General features: G+C 72.9%; 17 protein-coding genes. 11 read left to right on the plus strand and 6 right to left on the minus strand.

What is annotated here, in order from left to right; translation table 11 throughout:
- Nucleotides 1–19: 19 nt before the first annotated feature.
- From EOT10_RS17385 to EOT10_RS17395, 3 genes are all read left to right on the plus strand, one after another.
- Nucleotides 20–1,237, plus strand: a complete 1,218-nt coding sequence (locus EOT10_RS17385) for a sensor histidine kinase (RefSeq protein ID WP_127829128.1) — start codon at nt 20–22, stop codon at nt 1,235–1,237.
- A gap of 87 nt (nt 1,238–1,324) precedes the next feature.
- Complete coding sequence (locus tag EOT10_RS17390; protein WP_127829129.1) at nt 1,325–1,975, plus strand: response regulator transcription factor; 651 nt, start codon at nt 1,325–1,327, stop codon at nt 1,973–1,975.
- Between the two features lie 94 nt (nt 1,976–2,069).
- Nucleotides 2,070–3,227, plus strand: coding sequence for an ROK family protein (locus EOT10_RS17395; RefSeq protein ID WP_127829130.1), 1,158 nt, complete (start codon nt 2,070–2,072; stop codon nt 3,225–3,227).
- 80 nt (nt 3,228–3,307) lie between these two features.
- Here EOT10_RS17395 and EOT10_RS17400 read toward each other — a convergent pair whose 3' ends face one another.
- Entirely contained in the window at nt 3,308–4,075 is a 768-nt protein-coding gene (locus tag EOT10_RS17400; protein ID WP_127829131.1) for a GntR family transcriptional regulator, read from the minus strand.
- Nucleotides 4,076–4,332: 257 nt separating this feature from the next.
- Nucleotides 4,333–5,208, minus strand: a complete 876-nt coding sequence (gene sigJ / locus EOT10_RS17405; protein WP_127829132.1) for an RNA polymerase sigma factor SigJ — start codon at nt 5,206–5,208, stop codon at nt 4,333–4,335.
- Between the two features lie 125 nt (nt 5,209–5,333).
- Here sigJ and EOT10_RS17410 point away from each other — a divergent pair, with 125 nt between their 5' ends.
- The 4 genes from EOT10_RS17410 (at nt 5,334) to EOT10_RS17425 (ending at nt 10,289) form a co-directional block, all read left to right on the plus strand.
- Nucleotides 5,334–5,987, plus strand: a complete 654-nt coding sequence (locus EOT10_RS17410) for an NADPH-dependent F420 reductase (RefSeq protein ID WP_127829133.1) — start codon at nt 5,334–5,336, stop codon at nt 5,985–5,987.
- A 137-nt stretch (nt 5,988–6,124) separates the two neighbouring features.
- Nucleotides 6,125–6,955, plus strand: coding sequence for an alpha/beta fold hydrolase (locus tag EOT10_RS17415; protein WP_127829134.1), 831 nt, complete (start codon nt 6,125–6,127; stop codon nt 6,953–6,955).
- A 189-nt stretch (nt 6,956–7,144) separates the two neighbouring features.
- On the plus strand, nt 7,145–8,722 hold the full coding sequence (locus EOT10_RS17420) for an alkaline phosphatase D family protein (RefSeq protein ID WP_127829135.1): 1,578 nt from the start codon (nt 7,145–7,147) through the stop codon (nt 8,720–8,722).
- 121 nt (nt 8,723–8,843) lie between these two features.
- Nucleotides 8,844–10,289 (plus strand): GNAT family N-acetyltransferase, encoded by a 1,446-nt coding sequence (locus tag EOT10_RS17425; protein WP_223281024.1) that lies wholly within the window; start codon nt 8,844–8,846, stop codon nt 10,287–10,289.
- 86 nt (nt 10,290–10,375) lie between these two features.
- Here EOT10_RS17425 and EOT10_RS17430 read toward each other — a convergent pair whose 3' ends face one another.
- Entirely contained in the window at nt 10,376–11,587 is a 1,212-nt protein-coding gene (locus tag EOT10_RS17430; protein ID WP_127829137.1) for a trans-sulfuration enzyme family protein, read from the minus strand.
- Nucleotides 11,588–11,647: 60 nt separating this feature from the next.
- Here EOT10_RS17430 and EOT10_RS17435 point away from each other — a divergent pair, with 60 nt between their 5' ends.
- A complete protein-coding gene (locus EOT10_RS17435) occupies nt 11,648–12,148 on the plus strand; it encodes an Lrp/AsnC family transcriptional regulator (protein ID WP_127829138.1) in 501 nt (166 codons plus the stop codon).
- A 35-nt stretch (nt 12,149–12,183) separates the two neighbouring features.
- A complete protein-coding gene (locus EOT10_RS17440; protein WP_127829139.1) occupies nt 12,184–13,887 on the plus strand; it encodes a DUF885 domain-containing protein in 1,704 nt (567 codons plus the stop codon).
- Nucleotides 13,888–13,932: 45 nt separating this feature from the next.
- Here EOT10_RS17440 and EOT10_RS17445 read toward each other — a convergent pair whose 3' ends face one another.
- Entirely contained in the window at nt 13,933–14,436 is a 504-nt protein-coding gene (locus EOT10_RS17445) for a rhodanese-like domain-containing protein (protein ID WP_127829140.1), read from the minus strand.
- 88 nt (nt 14,437–14,524) lie between these two features.
- Here EOT10_RS17445 and EOT10_RS17450 point away from each other — a divergent pair, with 88 nt between their 5' ends.
- A complete protein-coding gene (locus EOT10_RS17450) occupies nt 14,525–14,980 on the plus strand; it encodes an Lrp/AsnC family transcriptional regulator (RefSeq protein WP_127829141.1) in 456 nt (151 codons plus the stop codon).
- A 74-nt stretch (nt 14,981–15,054) separates the two neighbouring features.
- Here the strand turns inward: EOT10_RS17450 and EOT10_RS17455 are convergent, their stop codons facing one another.
- Together EOT10_RS17455 and EOT10_RS17460 are read right to left on the minus strand one after the other, a co-directional pair.
- Complete coding sequence (locus EOT10_RS17455) at nt 15,055–18,060, minus strand: AAA family ATPase (RefSeq protein ID WP_127829142.1); 3,006 nt, start codon at nt 18,058–18,060, stop codon at nt 15,055–15,057.
- Entirely contained in the window at nt 18,057–19,220 is a 1,164-nt protein-coding gene (locus EOT10_RS17460; protein ID WP_127829143.1) for an exonuclease SbcCD subunit D, read from the minus strand. The genes EOT10_RS17455 and EOT10_RS17460 overlap by 4 nt, the downstream gene beginning before the upstream one ends.
- A gap of 703 nt (nt 19,221–19,923) precedes the next feature.
- On the opposite strand from EOT10_RS17460, the gene EOT10_RS17465 reads away from it, so the two are divergent.
- On the plus strand, nt 19,924–21,264 hold the full coding sequence (locus EOT10_RS17465) for a hypothetical protein (protein WP_127829144.1): 1,341 nt from the start codon (nt 19,924–19,926) through the stop codon (nt 21,262–21,264).
- Nucleotides 21,265–21,445: the final 181 nt, after the last annotated feature.

A 21,445-nucleotide genomic window follows, 5' to 3' on the forward strand; every position in this document is an offset into this window, starting at 1 on the left:
CCGCTGGCACGATGGCGGCATGTCCCGCCTCCTCGCGCCGCTCACCCGTGCGGTCACGTACACCCGTTGGCTGCATCTCCTCGTCGGCGCGGTCGTCGCTCTGGTGTGCGGGGCGGTGTACCCGGGGCTCACCAGGCCCGGGTTCGGGGACTGGCTGGTGATCCTGCTGATCCCGGTCCCGCTCCTCCTCGTGGCCGCCGTGATTCCCGTGGTCCGCAGGGCGGAGGGACTCCAGGCCCGGCTGATGCTGTTTCCGGGTGCGCACGCGCGCGTGGAGGACGGTTCGCGGGAGCCAGGAGTCTCCGTGGCACCGTCGGCCTCGTGGCGTGACCGGGGCAGGACGGCGGCCTGGCTGACGCTGCGTCTGTGGGCGGGCTGCGCGGTCGCGTTCGTGACCGAGCAGCTGATGGCGTTCTCGTTGGAACTGGTGGACGCCGCTGCGGGAGGCCCGGCCGACGGCGAGTCCCTGATCCCGGTGCCGGGGCACGGGTGGCCCTGCGCCCTGCTCGTGCCGGTGCCCTTGCTGGTGCTCCTGTACGGGGTCGCGCTCGCGGGGCGTCTGATGGCGGCAGCCGCCCTGGGCCTGCTCGGGCCGTCCGCCACGGAACGTCTGGCCGCCCTGGAGGAGCGCACCGAGCAGCTCCTCGAACGCAATCGCATCGCCCGCGAGCTGCACGACTCCATCGGGCACGCACTGACGGTCGCCGTCGTGCAGGCGGGCGCCGCGCGGGCGGCCGCCGACCCCGCGTTCACCGACCGCGCCCTGCACGCCATCGAGGAGACCGGCCGGGCGGCGCTCGAAGATCTGGAGCGTGTCCTGCTGGTGCTGCGCGAGTCGGAACAGCCCGCGAGCCGCCGCCCCACCCTCTCGGAGGCGGACCGGCTCCTCGACTCGGCGCGTGCCTCGGGCGCCGAGGTGGACGCCGAACTGGCCGGCGCTCTCGACACGGTGCCCGGCCCCGTCTCCCGGGAGGGCTACCGCATCCTCCAGGAAGCGCTCACGAACGTGCTGCGCCACTCGGGGACCGTCCCGATCCGCGTCGCCGTCACGGTCGACGGCGCCCGCCTGCGGCTCGACGTACGCAACCCGCTCCCACCGGGCACACCGGCGCAGGCCCGCACCGGCGGCAGCGGCCTGCGGGGCATCCGGGAGCGGGCGGCACTCCTGGGCGGGCAGTCACGGACGGGGCCGCACGAGGGCCAGTGGCGTGTGCAGGTCGAGCTGCCGCTCGGCTGAATCCCTTTACGCGCGGGCCCGGATGATGCTCGTGCGGCCCGGCCCGCACAGGCATCATCCCCGTACCCCCTCCTCTACGCTGTCCGGATGTCGATCACCGTGCTCCTTGTCGATGACGAACCGCTGGTGCGTGCGGGGTTGCGGGCCGTGCTTTCGGCACAGGGGGACATCGAGGTCGTGGGTGAGGCCGCCGACGGAGCCGCGGTGATCCCACTCGTGCGGCGGCTGCGGCCGGACGTCGTCGCCATGGATGTGCGGATGCCTCTCCTGGACGGGATCGAGGCCACGCGCGCGGTGCTGCGCGGCGTGCCCGAGCCGCCCAAGATCCTCGTGATCACGACCTTCGAGAACGACGAGTACGTGTACGGGGCGCTGCGGGCGGGCGCGGACGGGTTCCTGCTGAAACGGTCGCGGCCGGCCGAGATCGTGCACGCGGTGCGGCTCGTGGCCGCGGGCGAGTCGCTGCTGTTCCCCGCAGCCGTACGACGCCTCGCGGCCGAGTACGGGAACGCGTCGGCGCGCGAGGCGATGGACCGCGCCTCCCTCACGGAGCGGGAGGCGGACGTGCTGCGCCTGATGACGCGGGGCCTGTCGAACGCGGAGATCGCGCAGCGTCTCGTCGTGGGCACGGAGACCGTCAAGTCGCACGTGAGCGCCGTCCTCGCCAAGCTCGGGGCGCGGGACCGCACCCAGGCCGTCATCGCCGCGTACGAATCCGGGTTCGTCTCGCCCGGCTGAGCGTCCCGTGGCGCAGAAGTGCACCCGCGCTCGCCGGGGCCGGCGGCGGCGAGTACGATCCGGCCATCACGCGCACGAGCTGGGAGGACGGACGTTGGGGCGGCTGACCGGCGGGGACCCCTCTCTGCTACGGCGGATCAACTCCGCGGTGGTGCTGCACGCCCTGCGCGCCACGGATCTCGCGACGCTCACCGAGATCACGACGGTGACCGGCCTGTCCCGGCCCACGGTCGAGGGCGTCGTCGAAGGGCTCATCACGGCGGGGCTCGTCGTGGAGACGGCCGTCGACGACGGCGGGACGCGGCGCCAGGGGCGGCCGGCGCGACGGTTCCGGTTCCGGGCGGAGGCGGGGCATCTGCTGGGCCTGGAGATCGGCCCGCACCGCGTGGCCGCCGTCCTGTCGGACCTGGACGGCAAGGTGCTAGGCACGGCCGCCAAGGACGTCGACGAGGCCGCTCCGGCCGACGAGCGGATCGAGCGGCTGCGGACCGCGGTCGCGGATCTGCTGCGCCGCGCGGGCGTCGCGCGCAGCTCCCTTCGGGCGGTCGGCGTGGGCACCCCCGGCATCGTGGAGGCCGACGGCACCGTGCGTCTCGGCACCGCGCTCCCGGAGTGGACGGGGCTCCAGCTCGGCGAGCGGCTGCGGCGCTCCTTCAAGTGCCCGGTCCTGGTGGAGAACGACGCGAACGCCGCCGCGGTGGCCGAGCACTGGAAGGGCGCGGCGAGCGAGTCCGACGACGTCGTGTTCGTCCTGGCGGGCCTCAGCCCCGGGGCCGGCGCGCTGATCGGCGGGCGGCTGCACCGCGGGTACGGGGGCGCGGCCGGGGAGATCGGGGCGCTGCATCTGCTGGGGCGCGAGGTGCGCCCCGAGACGCTGCTTTCGACGACGGACGAGCCGTTGCACCCGCTCGACGAGCAGGCGGTGGCGGAGGTGTTCGCGCTGGCCCGTGAGGGCGACGAGCGAGCGGGCGCGGCGGTCGACCGGTTCCTCCAGCGTCTGGTGCACGACGTGGCGGCGCTGGTGCTGGCCCTCGATCCGGAGCTGGTCGTCGTGGGCGGCTGGGCGGCCGGTCTGGACGGCGTACTGGAGCCGCTGCGCCGGGAGTTGGCGCGTTACTGTCTGCGGCCGCCGCGCGTGGCCCTGTCGGTGCTCGGCGAGGCGGCGGTCGCGACCGGGGCTCTGCGGCTCGCGCTCGATCATGTCGAGGAGCAGTTGTTCGCAGTCGAGGGGACGGTCACCGCGCGGCGCTAGCGCGGTGGCGCACGGACGCCGAAGGCCCGCCGTGACGGATCACGGTGGGCCTTCTCCGCATGACGGCGGCGGGTGCGCGGTCAGGAGGCGCGCCGGTCCGGGCCGTGGTGGATCTCGACGCCGCCCGAGTCGCCGAAGGTGAGGCGGCAGGTGTCGGCGCGGTAGGTGGCCACGGACATCGCGGCGGTCTCGCCCTCGCTGTAGAACCGGGTGGTGACGACGAGCATGGGCGCGCCCGGCAGCCGGTCGAGTTCCTTGGCGTCGTCGGCGCGGGCGGAGCCCAGCTCGACGGCGCGGTCCTGGCCCTCGAGCCCGAGCCGTCGCAGCTCCCGCAGCACGGCGCGCGCCCGCGCGGGCCCGGACGGGGCGTCTATGGCGGAGAGTTCGGGCACGGACGACGCCGGTACGTAGAGCAGCTCGGCGGCGACGGGCCGGCCCTGCGACACGCGCGTACGGCGCACCCGGTGGACGCGCTCGCCGGGCGCGGTGCCGAGGACCTGGGCCACGGCCGTGGGCGGCACCGCGGGCTCGCTGTCGACGGTCTGCCAGGCGTCGCCGTCGGCCTCGCCGGGCCACTCCTGGTCGGCGGAGGAGGCGACGGCCACGCCGACGCGGGGCGGGGCGACGGTGGTGCCGACGCCCCGGCGGCGCTGGAGCCTGCCTTCGAGTTCGAGCTGTTCGAGCGCCTGGCGGAGTGTGGCACGGGCGACTCCGAAGCGGGCCGCGAGGTCCCGCTCGTTCGGCAGGATCTCTCCCACGGAGAACTCGGAGTCGAGTGCCTCGCTCAGCACGGTCTTGAGGTGCCAGTACTTCGGCTCCGGCGCCGCTTCCACCTGCGTGGTCCCCACCCTGTCCTCCGCAATCACCGTGTCCCGGCTGCGTTTAGCGCCCTTGTTTATTAAAGGTTCCTGCACTATCCCTGCGAGAGTAGGCCCGCCCCCTGACTTGGTCAAGACCAATCCTCGGGCCGCTCGGACGCAAGCCGGGGCCCCGGCCGCGCAGCGTTCATGACGGGCCGCGGAGCGTTCACACCGCGTTCGTGAAACGACGCGAAGCCCCCGCCCGGGCAGGGCGGGGGCTTCGGCCGGGAACAGGGAAGCGGGCGTCAGGCCAGTGACGCGAGCTTGTCCGGGTTGCGTACGAGGTACACGCACCGGATGCGGCCCTCGGCGATCCCGAGCTGGAGGACGGTGTCGGGTTTGCCCTCGTCGAGGAGGAGGACGGCGGGCCCGCCGTTGACCTCCACGAAGCGGACGGTGAGTCCGGCGCCCTTCCCGGCGACACCGTGCACGAAGCGGCCCACCTTGTCGGCGGACTCGATGACGTGCAGCGGCGCCTTCGACTTGCCGCCGCTGTCGCCGACGAGCCGCACGTCGGGCGCGAGGAGTGTCATCAGGCCCGCCAGGTCGCCGCCCGTCGCCGCGGCCAGGAAGCGCTCGGTGAGGTCGCGCCGCTCGGCGGGGTCCACCTCGTAGCGCGGCCGGCGCTCGTCGACGTGCCTGCGGGCCCGGCCCGCGAGCTGGCGCACGGCGGACTCGCTGCGTTCGAGCGTGGTGGCGATCTCGGCGAACGGGAACCCGAACGCCTCGCGCAGCACGAACACGGCGCGCTCCAGCGGGGAGAGCGATTCCAGGACGACGAGCACGGCGAGCGACACCGAGTCGGCGAGGACGGCGCTCTCCGCGGTGTCGGGCGCGGTCGCCCCGAAGTCGGTGACCAGCGGCTCCGGCAGCCAGGGGCCCACGTACGCCTCGCGCCGCGCCTGTGCCTGGCGCAGCCGGTCGATGGCGAGGCGCGTGGCGACCCGGACGAGATAGGCGCGTGGTTCGCGCACCTCGTCGCGGTCGGCCTGCGACCAGCGCAGCCAGGCGTCCTGGACGACGTCCTCGGCGTCGGCCACGCGGCCGAGCATGCGGTAGGCGACCCCCATCAGGACCGGCCGGTGTTCTTCGAAGACGTCAGTCACGGTGTCGATTGCCACTCCCCCATCCCAACCGACCCGGCGGCGTGTGTCCAGGAGGAATCGGTGCGGCGCGGCCCACAATGGGCGGGCTGCCGCCGAGGGCCGCCGACGGCCCCTTCGGGAGGCGATATTCGGGAGGCGATATGAGGTACGCGGTTCTGGGTACGGGCGTCGTGGGCCGTACGCTCGCCGGCGCGTTGGTGGAGCGCGGGCACGAGGTCATGCTGGGCTCGCGCACGAAGGACAATCCGGTCGCCCTGGAGTGGGCGAACGGCGCGGGTCCCCGCGCGAGTCACGGCACGTTCGCGGAGGCCGCGCAGTTCGGGGAGGCCGTGATCGAGGCCGTGGGCGGACAGGTCGCCCTCGATGTGCTGCGGGCGGCCGGGGCGGAGCGCCTGGAGGGCAAGCTGCTCGTGGACGTGTCGAACGCACTGGTCGTGGAGGGCGGGGACGTGCGGCTCGCGCCGCTGGGCGAGGACAGCGTCGGCGAGCGGATCCAGCGCGAGTTCCCCGGGGCGCGTGTCGTGAAGACGCTCAACACGCTCAACTCCGCCGTGATGACGGACCCGTCGCGCGTGCCCGGCGAGCACCAGCTGTTCCTCAGCGGCGACGACGCGGCCGCCAAGCGGGAGACGCTGGACCTGCTCGCGGAGTTCGGCTGGCCCGAGGAGCGGGTGATCGACCTGGGCGGGATCGGGACGGCCCGTGCGGTGGAGCTGATGATGCCGTTCTGGCTGACCCTGTACCGCAAGTTCGGGCACGGGGACTTCAACTACCAGATCCGTGGGGCGCGTTGAGATCCTTGGCGCGCATCACGGAGAGGTCGCACCGATCCCCCTCTCGCCCCCTCTTGAACTGGAGGCTACTCAGCGGTAATTGTTGCTGACAAGCCGTCTAAGAATCCGTCGCGCGGGCGTCGGGGACAGGGAGCGACATGGCCACAGAGGTGTCCTTCAGCATCGAGACCCCCAAAGGCCCCCGCCAGGTGACCACGGTCTACGAACGCCGGGGCGCAGGGGAGCCGTTGCTCCTCCTGCACGGGATAGGCCACCACTGGCAGGCCTGGGAGCCGGTGTTCCAGATCCTCGCCGCCGAGCGCGACGTCATCGCCGTCGACCTGCCGGGCTTCGGCGAGTCCCCGGCGCTGCCCGAGGGTCTCGCGTACGACCTCCCGACCGTGGTGCCCACACTCCGCTCGTTCTGCGAGGCCCTGGGCGTCGAGCGGCCGCACGTGGCGGGCAACTCCCTGGGCGGCCTGCTGGCTCTCGAGCTCGGCCGCGAGAAGCTCGCGCGGTCGGTCACCGCGCTCTCACCGGCCGGCTTCTGGACGGAGGCCGAGCGGCGGTACGCGTTCGGCACGCTCCTCGCGATGCGGCAGGGAGCCCGCGCGCTGCCGGTCGCGGCGATCGATCGGCTCTCCCGGTCCGCCGCGGGCCGCACCGCCCTCACGAGCACCATCTACGCCCGCCCCGGCCGCCGTTCACCGGAGGCGGTGGTCGCGGAGACCCTGGCCCTGCGCGACGCGCCCGGCTTCACGCAGACTCTCGCGGCGGGCCGGGACGTGCAGTTCACCGACGACGTCCCGGACCTCCCGGTCACCGTCGCCTGGGGCACCCGCGACCGGCTGCTCCTGCGCCGCCAGGGCATCCGCGCCAAGCACACGCTCCCCGGCGCCCGCCTCGTCCGGCTGCCCGGCTGCGGCCACGTCCCCATGAACGACGACCCGGCCCTGGTCGCCCGCGTCATCCTGGACACCAGCCGCTGACCGCGTAGGCGGATCCGCCTACGCGGCATGGCCGGATCCGGTCCGCGTGCCGGGTTCCCCGACCTCCAGGGGCGGTTGTTCACTTGGGGTTCGTGTGTGCGCCGCGGTGAGCACGTAGGTGTGGCATCGCGGCGCCCACGTGGTGGGCGCACCGCGCTGTCGTCGGGACCCGTCTCTGGAGGCGTATTCATGTCACATCGTCCGCCGAGTTCTCTGCCCGGCCGCCGTGGGGTGCTGCGCGGTTCGCTCGCGGCTTCGGCCGCGTTCGCGCTGCCCGCCGTGGGCGCGGCGCCGGCCTTCGCACTGTCGGGGCGGCCCGGGGCCGCGTGGGGTGTCCAGGCCGGTGACGTGTCGGCCCACTCGGGGCTGATCTGGACGCGGTCGGACCGGCCCGCGCGCATGATCGTGGAGACCTCCGCGACCGAGTCGTTCCGGAACGCCACCCGATGGCAGGGGCCGCTGATCGGCGCGGGTACGGACTTCACCGGCACGACCCGCCTGCGCGGCCTCCCGCCGGGCGAGCAGATCCACTACCGCGTCGTGCTCGCCGACCCCGACGACCCGCGCCGCACCGGCGAACCCGTCACCGGCACGTTCCGCACCGCCCCCGTGAACCGCCGGGACGGCGTCCGTTTCCTGTGGTCGGGCGACATCGCCGGCCAGGGCTGGGGCATCAACCCGGACCGCGGGGGCTACCGCGTGTACGAGGACATGCGCGCCCTGAACCCCGACTTCTTCCTGTGCAGCGGCGACAACATCTACGCCGACGGCCCGATCCTGCCCAGCGTCACGCTGCCCGACGGCCGGGTGTGGCGGAACGTCACGACCGAGGAGAAGTCCAAGGTCGCCGAGACGCTCGCCGAGTTCCGCGGCGCGTTCCGGTACAACCTGCTCGACGAGAACCTGCGCCGCTTCAACGCGCAGGTGCCGTCGGTCATCCAGTGGGACGACCACGAGGTGCACAACAACTGGTACCCGGGCCAGATCCTGGACGACGCCCGTTACACGGAGAAGAACACGGACATCCTGTCCGCGCGGTCGCTGCGGGCGTTCAGTGAGTACTTCCCCGTCTCGACGCTGCCGCCGGGCGACGACGAGGGGCGCGTGTACCGGGTCCTGCGGCAGGGTCCCCTGCTCGACGTGTTCGTGCTCGACATGCGTTCGTACCGCAATGCCAACTCCCCTGGCCGGCAGCCCGACGACACCACCGGCATTCTCGGCGCCCGTCAACTCGCCTGGCTCAAGCGTGAGTTGTCGCAGTCGCGGGCCGTCTGGAAGGTGATCGCCTCCGACATGCCGCTCGGCCTGGTCGTGCCCGACGGCAAGGTGAACTTCGAGGCGGTCGCGCAGGGCGATCCGGGGGCGCCGCTCGGGCGTGAGCTGCAGATCGCCGACCTCCTGCGCCACATCAAGCACGACGGGATCACGGGCACGCTCTGGCTCACCGCCGACGTGCACTACACGTCGGCCCAGCACTACGACCCGTCGCGCGCCGCGTTCCAGGACTTCGAGCCGTTCTGGGAGTTCGTCTCGGGCCCGCTGGCGGCGGGCGGGTTCCAGGCGGTGAAGCTGGACGGCACGTTCGGCCCCGAGCAGAGCTTCATCAAGGCGCCGAACCGGGCCAACACCTCGCCGATGGAGACCCCGCAGTACTTCGGTGAGGTCGACATCGACGGCGACAGCGGCGAGTTGACCGTCCGGCTGCGGCAGGAGGGCGGCGACGTACTGTTCTCGAAGGTGTTGCAGCCGGGGCGCGTCGGCCAGTGACGAGCGGATCGAGGGACGGATAAGTGGAAGATTTAGGACATAAGCAGTCTTTACCCATCGGTCACAAAGCGTTCGTGATCACGCAACACCATTCCTTCACAGTGGCTGCATGAGTCCAGACATGTCTGATGTGACGCGCACGAAGAACGGCCGCCCCGTCCACCACTGGCGGCGTGACCTCGTCGAGCTCGCAGCCCTGTTCACGGCCGTGGCCGTCGCGGACGCCGTGGCGAACCTCGTCGGTCACGGCCCCGGCGGCCCCGTGCTGCTCGCCGTGTCGGCGGTGGTACTGGCCGCCACGGCGGGATTCCACACCTGGTGGGCGCGACGCCACAACCACGCACCTCCGACAGGCGATACCGAGGCCCGGCCGCTCCCCTCCACGGAGCGCGCCGGGCAGTCGGACCGGACCGACACCACCACCCCCGCGACCACTCCCCCCGCGGCCACCACCCTGTGGCGAATGAGGACCACGGTCCGTGACGAGCCGGGGTCGCTCGCGGCCCTGTGCACGGCGCTCGCCCCGCTACGGGTCGACATCCTGAGCCTCCAGACGCACCCCCTGGGCGAGGGCACCGTGGACGAGTTCCTGCTGCGCGCGCCGCAGGACCTGCCGGCCGCCGAACTCACCCGGGTCGTCTCCCTGGCCGGCGGCGCGGGCACCTGGATCGAGCGGGCCGACACCCACGACCTCGTGGACGCCCCCACCCGCATCCTCGGCCTCGCCACGCGCACGGCCCTCGACGCGGCCGAACTCCCGCTGGCCCTGCGGCAGTTGCTCGGCCGGTGCACCATCAGGTCGCACCCGGCCACGACGGCGAGCGGCCGCGGCGGCGAGGCCGCCGAGGGCGCGCCGGTGGAGGGAGCGCTCGAAGGGACCGTGATCCGGCTCCGGGCCCCGGAAGGCGGCGTGATCACCGTGGAACGGCCGTATCTGCCGTTCACACCCACGGAGTTCGCGCGGGCCCGCGCCCTGGTCGAGCTCGACACACGGCTCGGCCCGCGCATCCCGCGCAGCCAGGACGTCCTCACGCTGCCCGAGGGCAACGCGATCACCGTGCGCCGCGCCGACACGAACGACGTGGACGCGGCCAAGGCGATGCAGGAGCGGTGCTCGCGGCAGACGCTGCGCATGCGGTACCACGGCCCCGTCGGTGACGCGGACCGCTATCTCAACCACCTGCTCAGCCCCCGCTTCGGCCGGACGCTCGCCGCGCAGACCGCGTCGGGCCGCGTCGTCGCCCTCGGCCATCTGCTGTGGGACGGCGACGAGACGGAGATCGCGCTGCTCGTCGAGGACGACTGGCAGCGCCGCGGCATCGGCACCGAACTCCTTGACCGGCTGGTCGCGATGGCCGTCGAGGCCGGCTGCGAGAGCGTGTACGCGGTCACCCAGGCGTCCAACACCGGGATGGTCGCCGCGATGCGCGGCCTCGGGCTTCCCCTCGACTACCAGATCGAGGAGGGCACGCTGGTGATCACGGCACGCCTGCAGCCGACGCCGGTCAGGTCGCGGCTGCCGTACGACGGGCCCCGCGCGGCGTACGAGCAGGCCGACCGGCACTGAGGCCGGACCGGCCGGGACCGACTCCTCGCGAGTCGGCCCGGACCGGTCCCTCGCCTCTTTCTGTCCGGTCCGGGAGACGCCCCTCCTCACTCCGGTACGCGCAGGCCCGCCCCGGCCGTGTGTCCCGTGACGCCGACCGGCTCGCCGAGTGCCGCGTCCAGGTCCGCCCACAGGTCCTCGACGTCCTCCAGGCCCACCGAGAGGCGCAGCAGGCGGTCGCTCACGCCGGCGGACCTGCGGTCGGTGGCGTCGACGATGCGGTGGCTGATCGACGCCGGGTGCTGGATGAGCGAGTCGACGCTGCCGAGGCTGACGGCCGGCGTGATCAGCCGTACCGCGCGGATCACCTCGTGCGGGTCGCCCGCCGACTCGAAGGCGACCATCGCGCCGCCGATCCGCGGATAGTGCACGCGCGCGACGCGCGGGTCGACGGACAGGCGCCGCGCCAGTTCCGCCGCCGTCGCAGAGGCCGCCTTGACCCGCACCGGCAGCGTCGCGAGACCGCGCAGCAGCAGATAGCCGGCGAGCGGATGCAGGACGCCGCCCGTTGCGAACCGCACCTGGCGCAACTGCCGGGCGAACTCCTCGTCACAGGCCACCACCCCGCCCATCACATCCCCGTGTCCGCCGAGGAATTTGGTCGCGCTGTGCAGCACAAGTCGCGCGCCGTGCTCGACGGGCCGCTGGAGCACCGGTGTCGCGAACGTGTTGTCGGCCAGAAGCGGCACCGTGCCGCACGCGTGGGCCACGGCCCGCAGATCGAGTTCGGCGAGCGTCGGGTTGGCGGGCGACTCCACCATGACGAGGCCGGTGTCGGGCCGGATCGCGTCCGCGATGCCCGCCGGGTCGACCCAGGTCACCTCGGTGCCGAGCGCTCCGGCGGTGAGCAGATGGTCGCTGCAGCCGTACAGGGGCCGGACGGCCACCACGTGGCGCAGGCCCGCGCCGCTCCGTACGAGCAGCACCGCGGTGAGCGCGGCCATGCCGCTCGCGAAGGCGACGGCGCTCTCCGTCCCCTCCAGGCGGGCGAGCGCGGTCTCGAAGCGGCCGACGGTCGGGTTGCCGAGCCGTGCGTACACCGGTGGGCCGTCGTCGACCGTGCCGTCCGCCGCGAACGCGTCGATGCGGGCGGCCTCGGCGCGGCTGTCGTAGGACGGATAGGTGGTGGACAGGTCGATGGGCGGGGCGTGCAGGCCGAGTCCGGCGAGGTCGTCGCGGCCCGCGTGCACGGCTTCGGTGGCGAGGGCCCGCCGGTGGGCGGAGCCCTGGCGCGTCCCTGCGTACAGGTCGTTGTCCATGCGGCTCAGCCTGAACATCTGCCGGGGTCTGTCGGCCAAATCCCGTGCTACGTTCGGCCGATGGCCGATTCCGTCGTACTCGATCCGGTTGATCTCCACATACTGCGCCTCCTGCAGAACGATGCCCGCGTCACCTACCGGGACCTGGCCGCGCAGGTCGGGGTGGCGCCCTCCACCTGCCTCGACCGGGTGACCCGGCTGCGCCGCTCCGGCGTGATCCTCGGGCATCAGCTGCGCCTCGACCCGGCGAGGCTGGGCCGTGGGCTGCAGGCGCTGCTCTCGGTGCAGGTACGGCCGCACCGGCGTGAGCTGGTCGGCCCGTTCGTGGAGCGGATCCGGGCGCTGCCCGAGTCGCGGTCCGTGTTCCATCTGACGGGACCTGACGACTACTTGGTGCATGTCGCCGTGCGCGACACCGCCGATCTCCAGCGGCTCGTGCTCGACGAGTTCACCGCGCGCCGCGAGGTGGCGCGCGTCGAGACCCGGCTGATCTTCCAGCAGTGGGAGTGCGGTCCCCTGTTGCCCCCGACCGCCGGAGCCGACACCGTCGGCGAATCCTGATGACGCGGCGCACCGCCGCGTACGACGATGGCGGCATGTCAGATTCGTCAGCCACAGCAGCGGCCGCCACCGGACCGCTCCCGCGCGAGGTCGCCGACCGTTACGTCGACGAGCTCGTCGCCATCGATCCCGTCACCGGCACCTACCTCGGCGTGCCCGAGAGCCACAGCAAGCTGCCCGACCTGTCACCTGCCGGCCAGGAGGCCGTCGCCGAACTCGCGCGCACGACCCTCGCCCGCCTCGACGAGGCCGAGCGCCGGCCCGGCGCCGACAGCGCCGTCGAGCGCCGCTGCGGCCGGCTCCTGCGGGAGCGGCTCACGGCCGAACTCGCCGTGCACGACGCCGAGGAGAACCTGCGGGCCGTCACCAACCTGGGCGGGCCCGTCCACAACGTGCGGGAGGTGTTCACCCTCACGCCGACCGCCACGGACGCCGACTGGGCGGCGGTCGCCGAGCGGCTGCGCGCCGTGCCGCGGGCGCTCGCCGGGTACCGGGAGACGCTGTCGCTCGGCCTGGAGAAGAAGCTCCACGGCGGGCCGCGTCCGACGGCCACGTTCATCGGGCAGCTCACGGAGTGGGCGGGCGACGGGCGCGGCTGGTTCGAGGAGTTCGCCGCGGACGGCCCCGACGCGCTGCGCGCCGAGCTCGACGCGGCGGGCGCCGCCGCGACCGCCGCGGTCGTCGAGCTGCGCGACTGGATGCGCGACGTGTACGCGCCCGCGATCGAGGGATCCCCCGACACGGTGGGCCGTGAGCGGTACGCCCGCTGGTCGCGCTACTACAACGGCACGGACCTCGACCTGGACGAGGCGTACGCGTACGGCTGGGCCGAGTACCACCGTCTGCTGGGCGAGATGAAGGCCGAGGCGGAGAAGATCCTGCCCGGCGCCGCGACGCCGTGGGTGGCGCTCGCGCACCTCGACGAGCACGGCACGCACATCGAGGGTGTGGACGAGGTCAGGCGCTGGCTCCAGGGTCTGATGGACGAGGCGATCGGCGCCCTCGACGGCACGCACTTCGAACTCGCCGAGCGGGTGCGGAAGGTGGAGTCCCGGATCGCGCCGGCCGGCAGCGCCGCCGCGCCCTACTACACCGCGCCGTCCGAGGACTTCTCGCGCCCCGGGCGCACCTGGCTGCCGACGATGGGCGAGACCCGGTTCCCGGTCTACGACCTGGTCTCCACCTGGTACCACGAGGGCGTTCCGGGCCACCACCTCCAGCTCGCCCAGTGGACGCACGTCGCGGACAGCCTCTCCCGCTACCAGGCGAGCGTCGGCATGGTGAGCGCCAACGCCGAGGGGTGGGCGCTGTACGCGGAGCGCCTGATGGACGAGCTGGGCTTCCTCACCGACGCCGAGCGGCGGCTCGGCTATCTGGATGCCCAGATGATGCGCGCGGCCCGCGTCATCGTCGACATCGGCATGCACCTGGAGCTGGCGATCCCGGCGGACTCGCCGTTCCACCCGGGCGAGCGGTGGACGCCCGGCCTCGCGCAGGAGTTCTTCGGCGCGCACAGCAGCCGTCCCGCAGACTTCGTGGAGAGCGAGCTGACCCGCTATCTGTCCATCCCCGGGCAGGCGATCGGCTACAAGCTGGGCGAGCGCGCGTGGCTGCTCGGCCGCGCGGCCGCGCAGGCCAGGCACGGGGACGCGTTCGACGCGAAGGCGTGGCACATGGCGGCGCTGTCGCAGGGATCGCTGGGGCTCGACGATCTGGTGGACGAGCTGTCGCGGCTGTAACCGCGATGGGGGCGGCGGCCGTTACTGGCTCCGCCCCCTGGGCTGTCAGCAGCCGCAGTCGTCCGTGTCGGCGGCCGGCGCCGTCAGCGGGTCGGCCTCGCGCCGCACCGGCCCCTCCCACGTCTCGTACGCGAAGCCCTCCCGTGCCCAGTACTCGAACCCGCCGAGCATCTCCTTGACCTGGAAGCCGAGTTGGGCCAGCGCAAGGGCCGCGCGCGTCGCGCCGTTGCAGCCCGGGCCCCAGCAGTACGTGACGACGGGCACGGCCTTGTCGAGGAGCTGCTCGGCCTGTTCCGGGACGAGGGCGGTGGGCAGGTGGACGGCGCCGGGGAGGTGTCCCTGGTCCCACGAGGCGGCGGAGCGGGTGTCGACGACGACGAATCCCGGGTCGCCGCCGGCGGCGAGGGCGGAGGCGACGTCGGACACGTCGGCGTGGAAGGCCAGGCTCGCGCCGAAGTGGGCGACGGCCGCGGCGGGGGACGCCGGGGGCACCCGGAGCACGGCGTTGGGGGTGAAGGCATCGGTGGTGGTGGTCGCGGTCATGACCAGAAATCTACGGGCCGCGCCCCGCCCACTGAAGTGACGATCCCCGGCATCACTCTTGATCGGCCGGGGATCTCCCTGCTATTCCTGCCTCATGACCGGTGAATCCCCGTACACGCCCGACGCCACCGACTGGCGCATCCTGGACGTCCTCCAGCGCGAGGGCCGGGCGAGCTACGCCGAGCTCGCGCGGGCCGTCGCGATGTCCGCGAGCGCCGTCACCGAACGGGTGCGGCGCCTGGAGGAGGCCGGGGTGATCGCCGGGTACGCGGCGGTGGTCGCCCCCGAGCGGATCGGACTCCCCATCCTGGCGTTCGTACGGCTGCGCTACCCGAACGGGCACTACAAGCCGTTCCACGATCTGGTCGAGGTGACACCCGAGATCCTGGAGGCCCACCACGTCACCGGCGACGACTGCTTCGTCATCAAGGTCGCGGCGCGCTCGATGAGACACCTGGAAGAGATCTCGGGCAAGATCGGCGCCCTCGGCTCGGTGACGACGAGCGTGGTCTATTCGTCACCACTCCCCCGCCGCCCGCTCGGGCACTGAGCAATGCGCCCCGTGAGGGGCGCGGGGAACTGCGCGCTCAGCCCCCACTCACCCGCACCCGAGAACCGCCCCGTTCAGTCCGACGCTCCCCGCTGCCGCACGACGGACCCCGACCGCCCCTTCACGACCTCCAACTGCGCATGCACGCGCCGACGCAAGTCGGCGACGTGGCTGACGATCCCGACGCTGCGGTCCCGTTCGCGCAGGGAGTCCAGGACGTCGAGGACCTCGTCCAGTGTCTGGTCGTCGAGGCTGCCGAAGCCCTCGTCGATGAAGAGCGTGTCGAGGCGGACGCCGCCCGCCTCGTCCGTGACGACGTCCGCGAGGCCGAGGGCGAGCGCGAGGGACGCGAAGAACGTCTCGCCGCCGGACAGCGTCGCGGTGTCCCGCTCGCGCCCGGTCCACGCGTCGACCACATGCAGGCCGAGGCCCGAACGGCCGCGCCCCGTACGGTCGTCGGAGTGCACCAGCGTGTACCGGCCCGACGACATACGGGCCAGGCGCGCGGTCGCCGCCGCCGCGACCTGTTCGAGACGGGCCGCGAGGACGTAGGACTCCAGGCGCATCTTGCGCTCGTTGTCCGCCGACGTGCCGGCGGCCAGGCCCGCCATGCGTGCCACGCGGTCGTACGTGGCACGCAGGGGTGCGAGCCGTCGGACGGCGACAGAGCAGCGCTCCGAGAGGCGGTCGATCTCGGTGCAGCGGCGCGCCGCGTCGTCGCGCGCGGAGGCCGCCTCGCGCACGCGCCGGTCGGCCGTCTCGGCGGCGTGCAGCGCCGCGGGCACATCGGCGTGCGGTCGCGCCGCCGCTGCCGCCGTGTCGTCCTCCGCGAGTACGGAACGCACCGCAGCCTCCTCGGACTGGCGGGCGTCGAGCCGGTGCTGGAGGTCCCGGTGCTCGGCGTCGTCCAGGAGGGCGGCGCCGGCGGCCTCCGGCGTGTCGAACCCGGCGCGGAACGCCGCGTCGGCGAGTCGCGCGTCGGCGTCCTTGAGCCGCTGGGCGGTGTCGTCGGCGGTGCGGGCGGCGTCCGCGGCGGCCGTGAGCCGAGCCGCGCGGCGCTCCAGCTGCGCGGCGCGTGCGCCGACGCTGGTCTCGGCGCCGCGCGCCTGGGCCAACTCGCGTTCCAGGACGCCCTGTTCGCGGTCGACGGTCTCGCGCAGGGTGGCCCGGGCGACGGCACGACGCGTGGCTTCCTGCTGTGCGGCGAGCCGGCGGTCGTGCTCGCGTTCGGCCTGGAGGAGGGCCTCGCGGGCGGCGTGCAGGCCGGAGGCGAGGCCCCGCGCCTCGGCGTGTCGTGCGCGCAACTCCTCGGCGGCCTCGGCGAGTTCCTGCGCCGGAGTCTCGCCCGCGGCGGCCGTCGCGGCGGCCAGGGACTCGCGGAGGGCGGCGAGACGACTCTCCTGCGCCGTGCGCGCGTCCTCGGCGCGGCGGTGGGCGGCGAGGGCCGACTCCTCGGCGTCGCGCCCGACGTGTTCCGCGGTCTTGCGCATGGGCTCGGGGTGGTCGGTCGACCCGCAGACCGCGCACCGCTCGCCGGGGACGAGCTGGGCGGCCAGTTCGGCCGCGATCCCGTTCAGCCGCCGCTCCTTGAGGGCGAGCCAGTGCTCGTGCGCTGCCGCGGCCTCTTCGCGGGCCCGCAGGGCGAGGGCACCGGCCTCGGCGACCTCCCCGGCGAGCCGGTCGCGGCGCCGGGCGGCCTCCGACCTCTGCTGTGCGCCGTCCAGTTGACCCGCCAGGTGTTCGGCCCGCGTCGCGGCGTCCTGGGCGGACTCGACGGCTTCCTGGAGCGCGGCCCTGCCACGGTCCCAGCCGTCGAGCCAGCTCGCCGCGTCCTGGAGCAGTTCGTCGTCGGCGCGCTCCTCGCGGTCGAGTTCCCGCCGCTGCTCGGCGAGTTCCGTGAGGCGCTGCTCGGCGCGCCGGGCGGACTCCAGGCCGCCCAGTTCCTCGGTGGCCTTCCGCGCGGCGGCGGCGAGGCCCGCCGCGCCGGCGCCGTCGAACCCGTCGGGCAGCACGGCACGCGTGCGTGCCTCCTCGCTCGCGGCCCTGCGGTGCTCGCTCTCGGCGGCCTCGCGCAGCGCGAGGGCGGGCGCGACGGCCTCGGCCTTGCGGGCCCGCTCCATGCGTTCCTGGTTGCGCCGGTGCTCGTCGGCCCGCTCGTCGAGCCGCGCGGCCCGCTCCCGTGCCTCCGCGAACCGCCGCTGAAGCCGGTGCGTCTCCTGTACGGCGGCCAGGTCGGCCTGCGTGCGCGTGCGGTCGGCGTCCGCGGCGGTCAGGGCGAGATGCGCGACGGTGAGCCGCTCGCGGGCGGTGGAGCGGGCGACGGCGGACCAGGTGAGGACGGCGTCGGCGAGTCCGGGGTCGCCGGGCTCGGCGTCGGGGGCGGGGAGTTCCACGATGTCCCCGGCGGCCTGCTGCATGCGGTGCGCGTCGGCGAGCAACTCGGCGTCCGCCGCGCGTACTTCGCTCTCGGCGGCGCGGCGCTGCTCGGCGAGCCGCTGCTCGGCCGCGGCGAAGCGCCGGGTGTCGAAGAGCCTGCCGAGAAGCTTGCCGCGGGCCTCGGCGTCGGCCCTCAAAAAGCGGGCGAAGTCACCCTGCGGCAGCAGGACGACCTGGCAGAACTGCTCCTTGCTCATGCCGAGGAGCTGGCTGATCTCCTCGCCGATCTCCTGGTGGGAGCGGCTGAGGTCCTTCCAGGTGCCGGCGGCGGCGTCGTACTCGCGCAGCCAGCTCTGGGCCTTGTCGAGGGTGGTGCCGGTGCCGCGCTTCTTGGGGCGCTCCCAGGGTGGCTGCCGGGTCAGCTCCAGGCGGCGTCCCGCGACGGTGAGGTCGAGGGTGACCTCGGTGCGGGTGGCGGGCGCGGCGTGGTCGCTGCGCAGGGAAGCGCCCTGGCCGCTGCCCTGCCGGGCGCCGGGGACGGAGCCGTACAGGGCGTAGCAGACGGCGTCGAGGACGGAGGTCTTGCCTGCGCCGGTCGGGCCGTGGAGCAGGAACAGGCCGGCCGCCGACAAGTCGTCGAAGTCGATGTCCTGGCTCGCCCCGAAGGGCCCGAAGGCGGTGATCCGCAGCCGGTGGAGCCTCATCGGGCGACCTCGCGCCGGGTGTCGTCGACGCGTACGGCGTCGAGCGCGTCGCGCAGGACGGCGCGCTCGCGTTCGTCGGGTCCGGCGCCGCGCACATGGGCCACGAAGTCCTCCGCGATCTGCTGGTCGTCGCGCCCCTTGAGGCGCTGTGCGTAGGAGACGTCGGGGTCCTCGGGGCCGCGCTGCGGGTCGAAGGCGAGGCTGAGGGTGTGGGGGAACCGCTCGGTGAGGCGGGCCATGGGGTCGTCGGGGCGCACGGGGTCGGTGAGGGTGGCCTCGACCCACGCCTCTTCGTGCACGGCGAGGTCGGGGCGCAGAAGAAGGTCGGCGAGCTCTCCGCGGATTCGCGCGAGCGGCCGGGGCACCGGGCAGTCGACGCGCTCGGCGGCGGCGAAGCCGTCCGCGTCCAGGTCGACGAGCCACATGCTCTTGCGGTGGTCCGCCTCGGAGAAGGAGTACGGGAGCGGGGAGCCGGAGTAGCGCACGCGCTCGGTGATGATCTGGCTGCCGTGCAGATGGCCGAGCGCCACGTAGTCGACGCCGTCGAAGACGCCGGAGGGGACGGCGGCGACTCCGCCGACGGTGATGTCGCGCTCGCTGTCGCTGGCCTCACCGCCGGTGACGAAGGCGTGCGCGAGGATCACGGATCTCGTACCGGCGGGGCGCTCGGCGAGATCTGCGCGGACCCGGTCCATCGCGGCGGCCAGGACCGCCTCGTGTCCTGCCTTCGTGACCCCGAACTCGTCCTTCACGAGCGCCGGTTCGAGATACGGCAGCCCGTAGAAGGCGACGTCGCCGGTGGTGTCGGGGACGATCACAGGGATCGCGCAGGCGCCGGGGTCGGTGCGCAGGTGGATGCCGGCGCGGCCGATGAGCCCGGCACCGACGCCGAGCCGGCGCGCGGAGTCGTGGTTCCCGGAGATCATCACGGTGGGGATGCCGAGGTCGGCGAGGCGGTGCAGGGCGTCGTCGAACAGCTCGACCGCGGCGAGAGGCGGCACCGCGCGGTCGTACACGTCACCGGCCACGACCACCGCGTCGACGTCCCGCTCACGGACCGTGGCGACGAGGTGACCGATGAACTCGGCCTGGGCCCCGAGCATGTTCACCCGGTGGAACGCCCGGCCGAGATGCCAGTCGGACGTGTGCAGAATTCTCATGAAATCGCCCTGACCTGCACGTTTACCCCTACTGCGCCTCTAAGACCAGCACGAACCAGCACAGGGCTCGGCGTCAACGCTCGCCACGCTAACGCATCTCACCCCCTGATCCACCACACACCTCAGAGCGGACGGCCACAGGGCGCCGCCGGCCGGCGCGGGCCGACGACCTATTTGAACGGGTCAATTCGGTTCAATGAACTTAAAGGGAGGAAGTTATTCCGGCCGCCTTTGGGCCCCGCCTGGCGCAAAATCGCCTGGACCCGCCTCACCCTCGGAAACCTCAAACAGCAAGCTTGAGAACAGGGTTCGACACCATTCAACCGTTTAAGGTCTTTGGCTCGGGCGCTCCAAACGCCAGTCGCAGAACTGGCGTGAATTCGACACTCCCACCCACAGCGCATCCCACCAGGAATTTGGGATTCAGAAATCACCGAATCCAAATACTTTACAAAGGAACTCGGGGGTCGCACGGACCAATGGAACGTCGGCCCGTTCGGCCGCACCCCTACTGACCTGCCATTCCGCAAGCTTGCTTCAAACTTGCACAATTCCTGCCCCTACGGAGGGGACCTATCCGGTGCGGCAAATCATCGCGCTGCAGCGGCTGCGCTGACCTACAGTGGTCCACCGTTCCACCCCGGCTGATCAACCTGTGCCAATCCAGAGCACCAACACGACCCTATTTGAGGGAGTTTGATCGGTGTCACCACGCGTCACGGCGGAGTACGTCGAGGAATGCCGGGCCGCGGACTCGCGTCTGCGCCATGCGGCCCGCGAACTGAACCTTCCGGAAACCTACGGAGAGTCGTACGGCCGGCTGCTGCTCGACCGGCCGCTCTTCGTCCCCCGCACCGAGATCACCGGGTTCGCGGACGATCTGGCCGCCCTCTTCGACATCCTCGTCTCCCTGCCCGGCCGCCTCTTCGACGGTGACCTCCGTCGCTACTGCAGCGCCCTGGGCATGGACGAGCGCCTCGCCGAGCTCATGTGCCGTGGCGCGAGCGGGCGGCCCCCACTCCACCTGCGCGCCGACGCCTACCACGACGGCTCCGCGTTCAAGCTGCTCGAACTCAACATCGGCAGCCAGCTGGGCGGCACGGACTTCGCCCAGCTCAACCGCGCCTTTCTGCAGGGCACGGCCTTCAAGGACTTCGCGGAGCAGCATCGACTCGAGCACATCGACACCGCCGCCAGGGTCGCCCGTACGCTACGGCGCGTCGGCGGGACAGTCACCTCGGACGAACCCGTGGTGGCACTCATCGAGGCCAACGGCGGCATCGCGGCCTACCGGCACGTCTTCACCGCCCTGCAGGAGGCCATGCTCGACCACGGCGTGCGGCTCCTGCTCGGAGAGGTGCAGGAACTCGGGGAGCTCGACGGCAAGGTCACCTTGCGCGGCACGCCCCTCGACGTGGTGCTCCGCTACTTCGTGGCGAGCGAAGTGGTGGACGACGAGGTCGCCCTCGACCGCCTCGACACGCTGGTCCGGGCGCACGAGTCAGGGCAGACCGTGCTCTACACGCCGCTGGAAGGCGCGATGTTCGCCAGCAAGGGCAGCCTGGCCCTGCTGCACGACCCCCGCACACGAGCGACGCTCTCCGACCGGGAGCGCGCCGTGGTCGATCGCGCCATGCCGTGGACCCGGCTGCTGAGCAGGAGCAGGCACAGCGCCGAAGCGCACGCGGAACTCATCGACCGGTGCCACACCGAGCGGGAGAACCTCGTCCTGAAGCCCGGAGTCGGGCACGGAGGCGCAGGCACCGTGATCGGTCACGAGGTCACCGACGAGGAGTGGCGCAAAGCGCTGCGCGAGCGCTTCACCGGGGACCACGTCGTCCAGGAGCGGGTCCGGCCCGCCGGCGAACCGGTCGTCGACGCGGACACCGGAGTCGTGGCCGACTGGGTGGCGAACTACGGCATCTTCGTGGACACGGAAGGGTACGCGGGCAGCTTTGTGCGTGCCCTCAAGCCGACCGACGGGGCTGTCGTGGCGTACGCCAACCCCGGAACCCGCGGAGCCTGCGTATTCACCACCCCCTGACGGTCCTGACTCCTTGACCGCTGCGGGCGGTCTCCTTCCCACGCCCGCAGCCGGCAACCGATCCCGGCCGGCCGCCTCCTGAGGACCGGCGGCCCCAAAACCCGTGTATTCAGGCCCGGAGAGAACCCCGACCCGGGCATCGCCATGGCGCGAACACCCTCACGCGCCCGCGAAAGGAGAT

The sequence above is a fragment of the Streptomyces antnestii genome (assembly GCF_004005495.1).
GTDB classification, from domain to species: domain Bacteria; phylum Actinomycetota; class Actinomycetes; order Streptomycetales; family Streptomycetaceae; genus Streptomyces; species Streptomyces antnestii.

Excerpts from the sequence above, each read along its gene's own strand:
- EOT10_RS17420 (WP_127829135.1), top strand. The coding sequence starts at position 7,145 with ATGTCACATCGTCCGCCGAGTTCTCTGCCCGGCCGCCGTGGGGTGCTG.
- EOT10_RS17440 (WP_127829139.1), top strand. The coding sequence starts at position 12,184 with ATGTCAGATTCGTCAGCCACAGCAGCGGCCGCCACCGGACCGCTCCCG.
- EOT10_RS17450 (WP_127829141.1), top strand. The coding sequence starts at position 14,525 with ATGACCGGTGAATCCCCGTACACGCCCGACGCCACCGACTGGCGCATC.
- EOT10_RS17385 (WP_127829128.1), top strand. The coding sequence starts at position 20 with ATGTCCCGCCTCCTCGCGCCGCTCACCCGTGCGGTCACGTACACCCGT.
- EOT10_RS17455 (WP_127829142.1), bottom strand. The coding sequence starts at position 18,060 with ATGAGGCTCCACCGGCTGCGGATCACCGCCTTCGGGCCCTTCGGGGCG.
- EOT10_RS17425 (WP_223281024.1), top strand. The coding sequence starts at position 8,844 with ATGTCTGATGTGACGCGCACGAAGAACGGCCGCCCCGTCCACCACTGG.
- EOT10_RS17390 (WP_127829129.1), top strand. The coding sequence starts at position 1,325 with ATGTCGATCACCGTGCTCCTTGTCGATGACGAACCGCTGGTGCGTGCG.
- EOT10_RS17435 (WP_127829138.1), top strand. The coding sequence starts at position 11,648 with ATGGCCGATTCCGTCGTACTCGATCCGGTTGATCTCCACATACTGCGC.
- EOT10_RS17415 (WP_127829134.1), top strand. The coding sequence starts at position 6,125 with ATGGCCACAGAGGTGTCCTTCAGCATCGAGACCCCCAAAGGCCCCCGC.
- EOT10_RS17410 (WP_127829133.1), top strand. The coding sequence starts at position 5,334 with ATGAGGTACGCGGTTCTGGGTACGGGCGTCGTGGGCCGTACGCTCGCC.
- EOT10_RS17460 (WP_127829143.1), bottom strand. The coding sequence starts at position 19,220 with ATGAGAATTCTGCACACGTCCGACTGGCATCTCGGCCGGGCGTTCCAC.
- EOT10_RS17430 (WP_127829137.1), bottom strand. The coding sequence starts at position 11,587 with ATGGACAACGACCTGTACGCAGGGACGCGCCAGGGCTCCGCCCACCGG.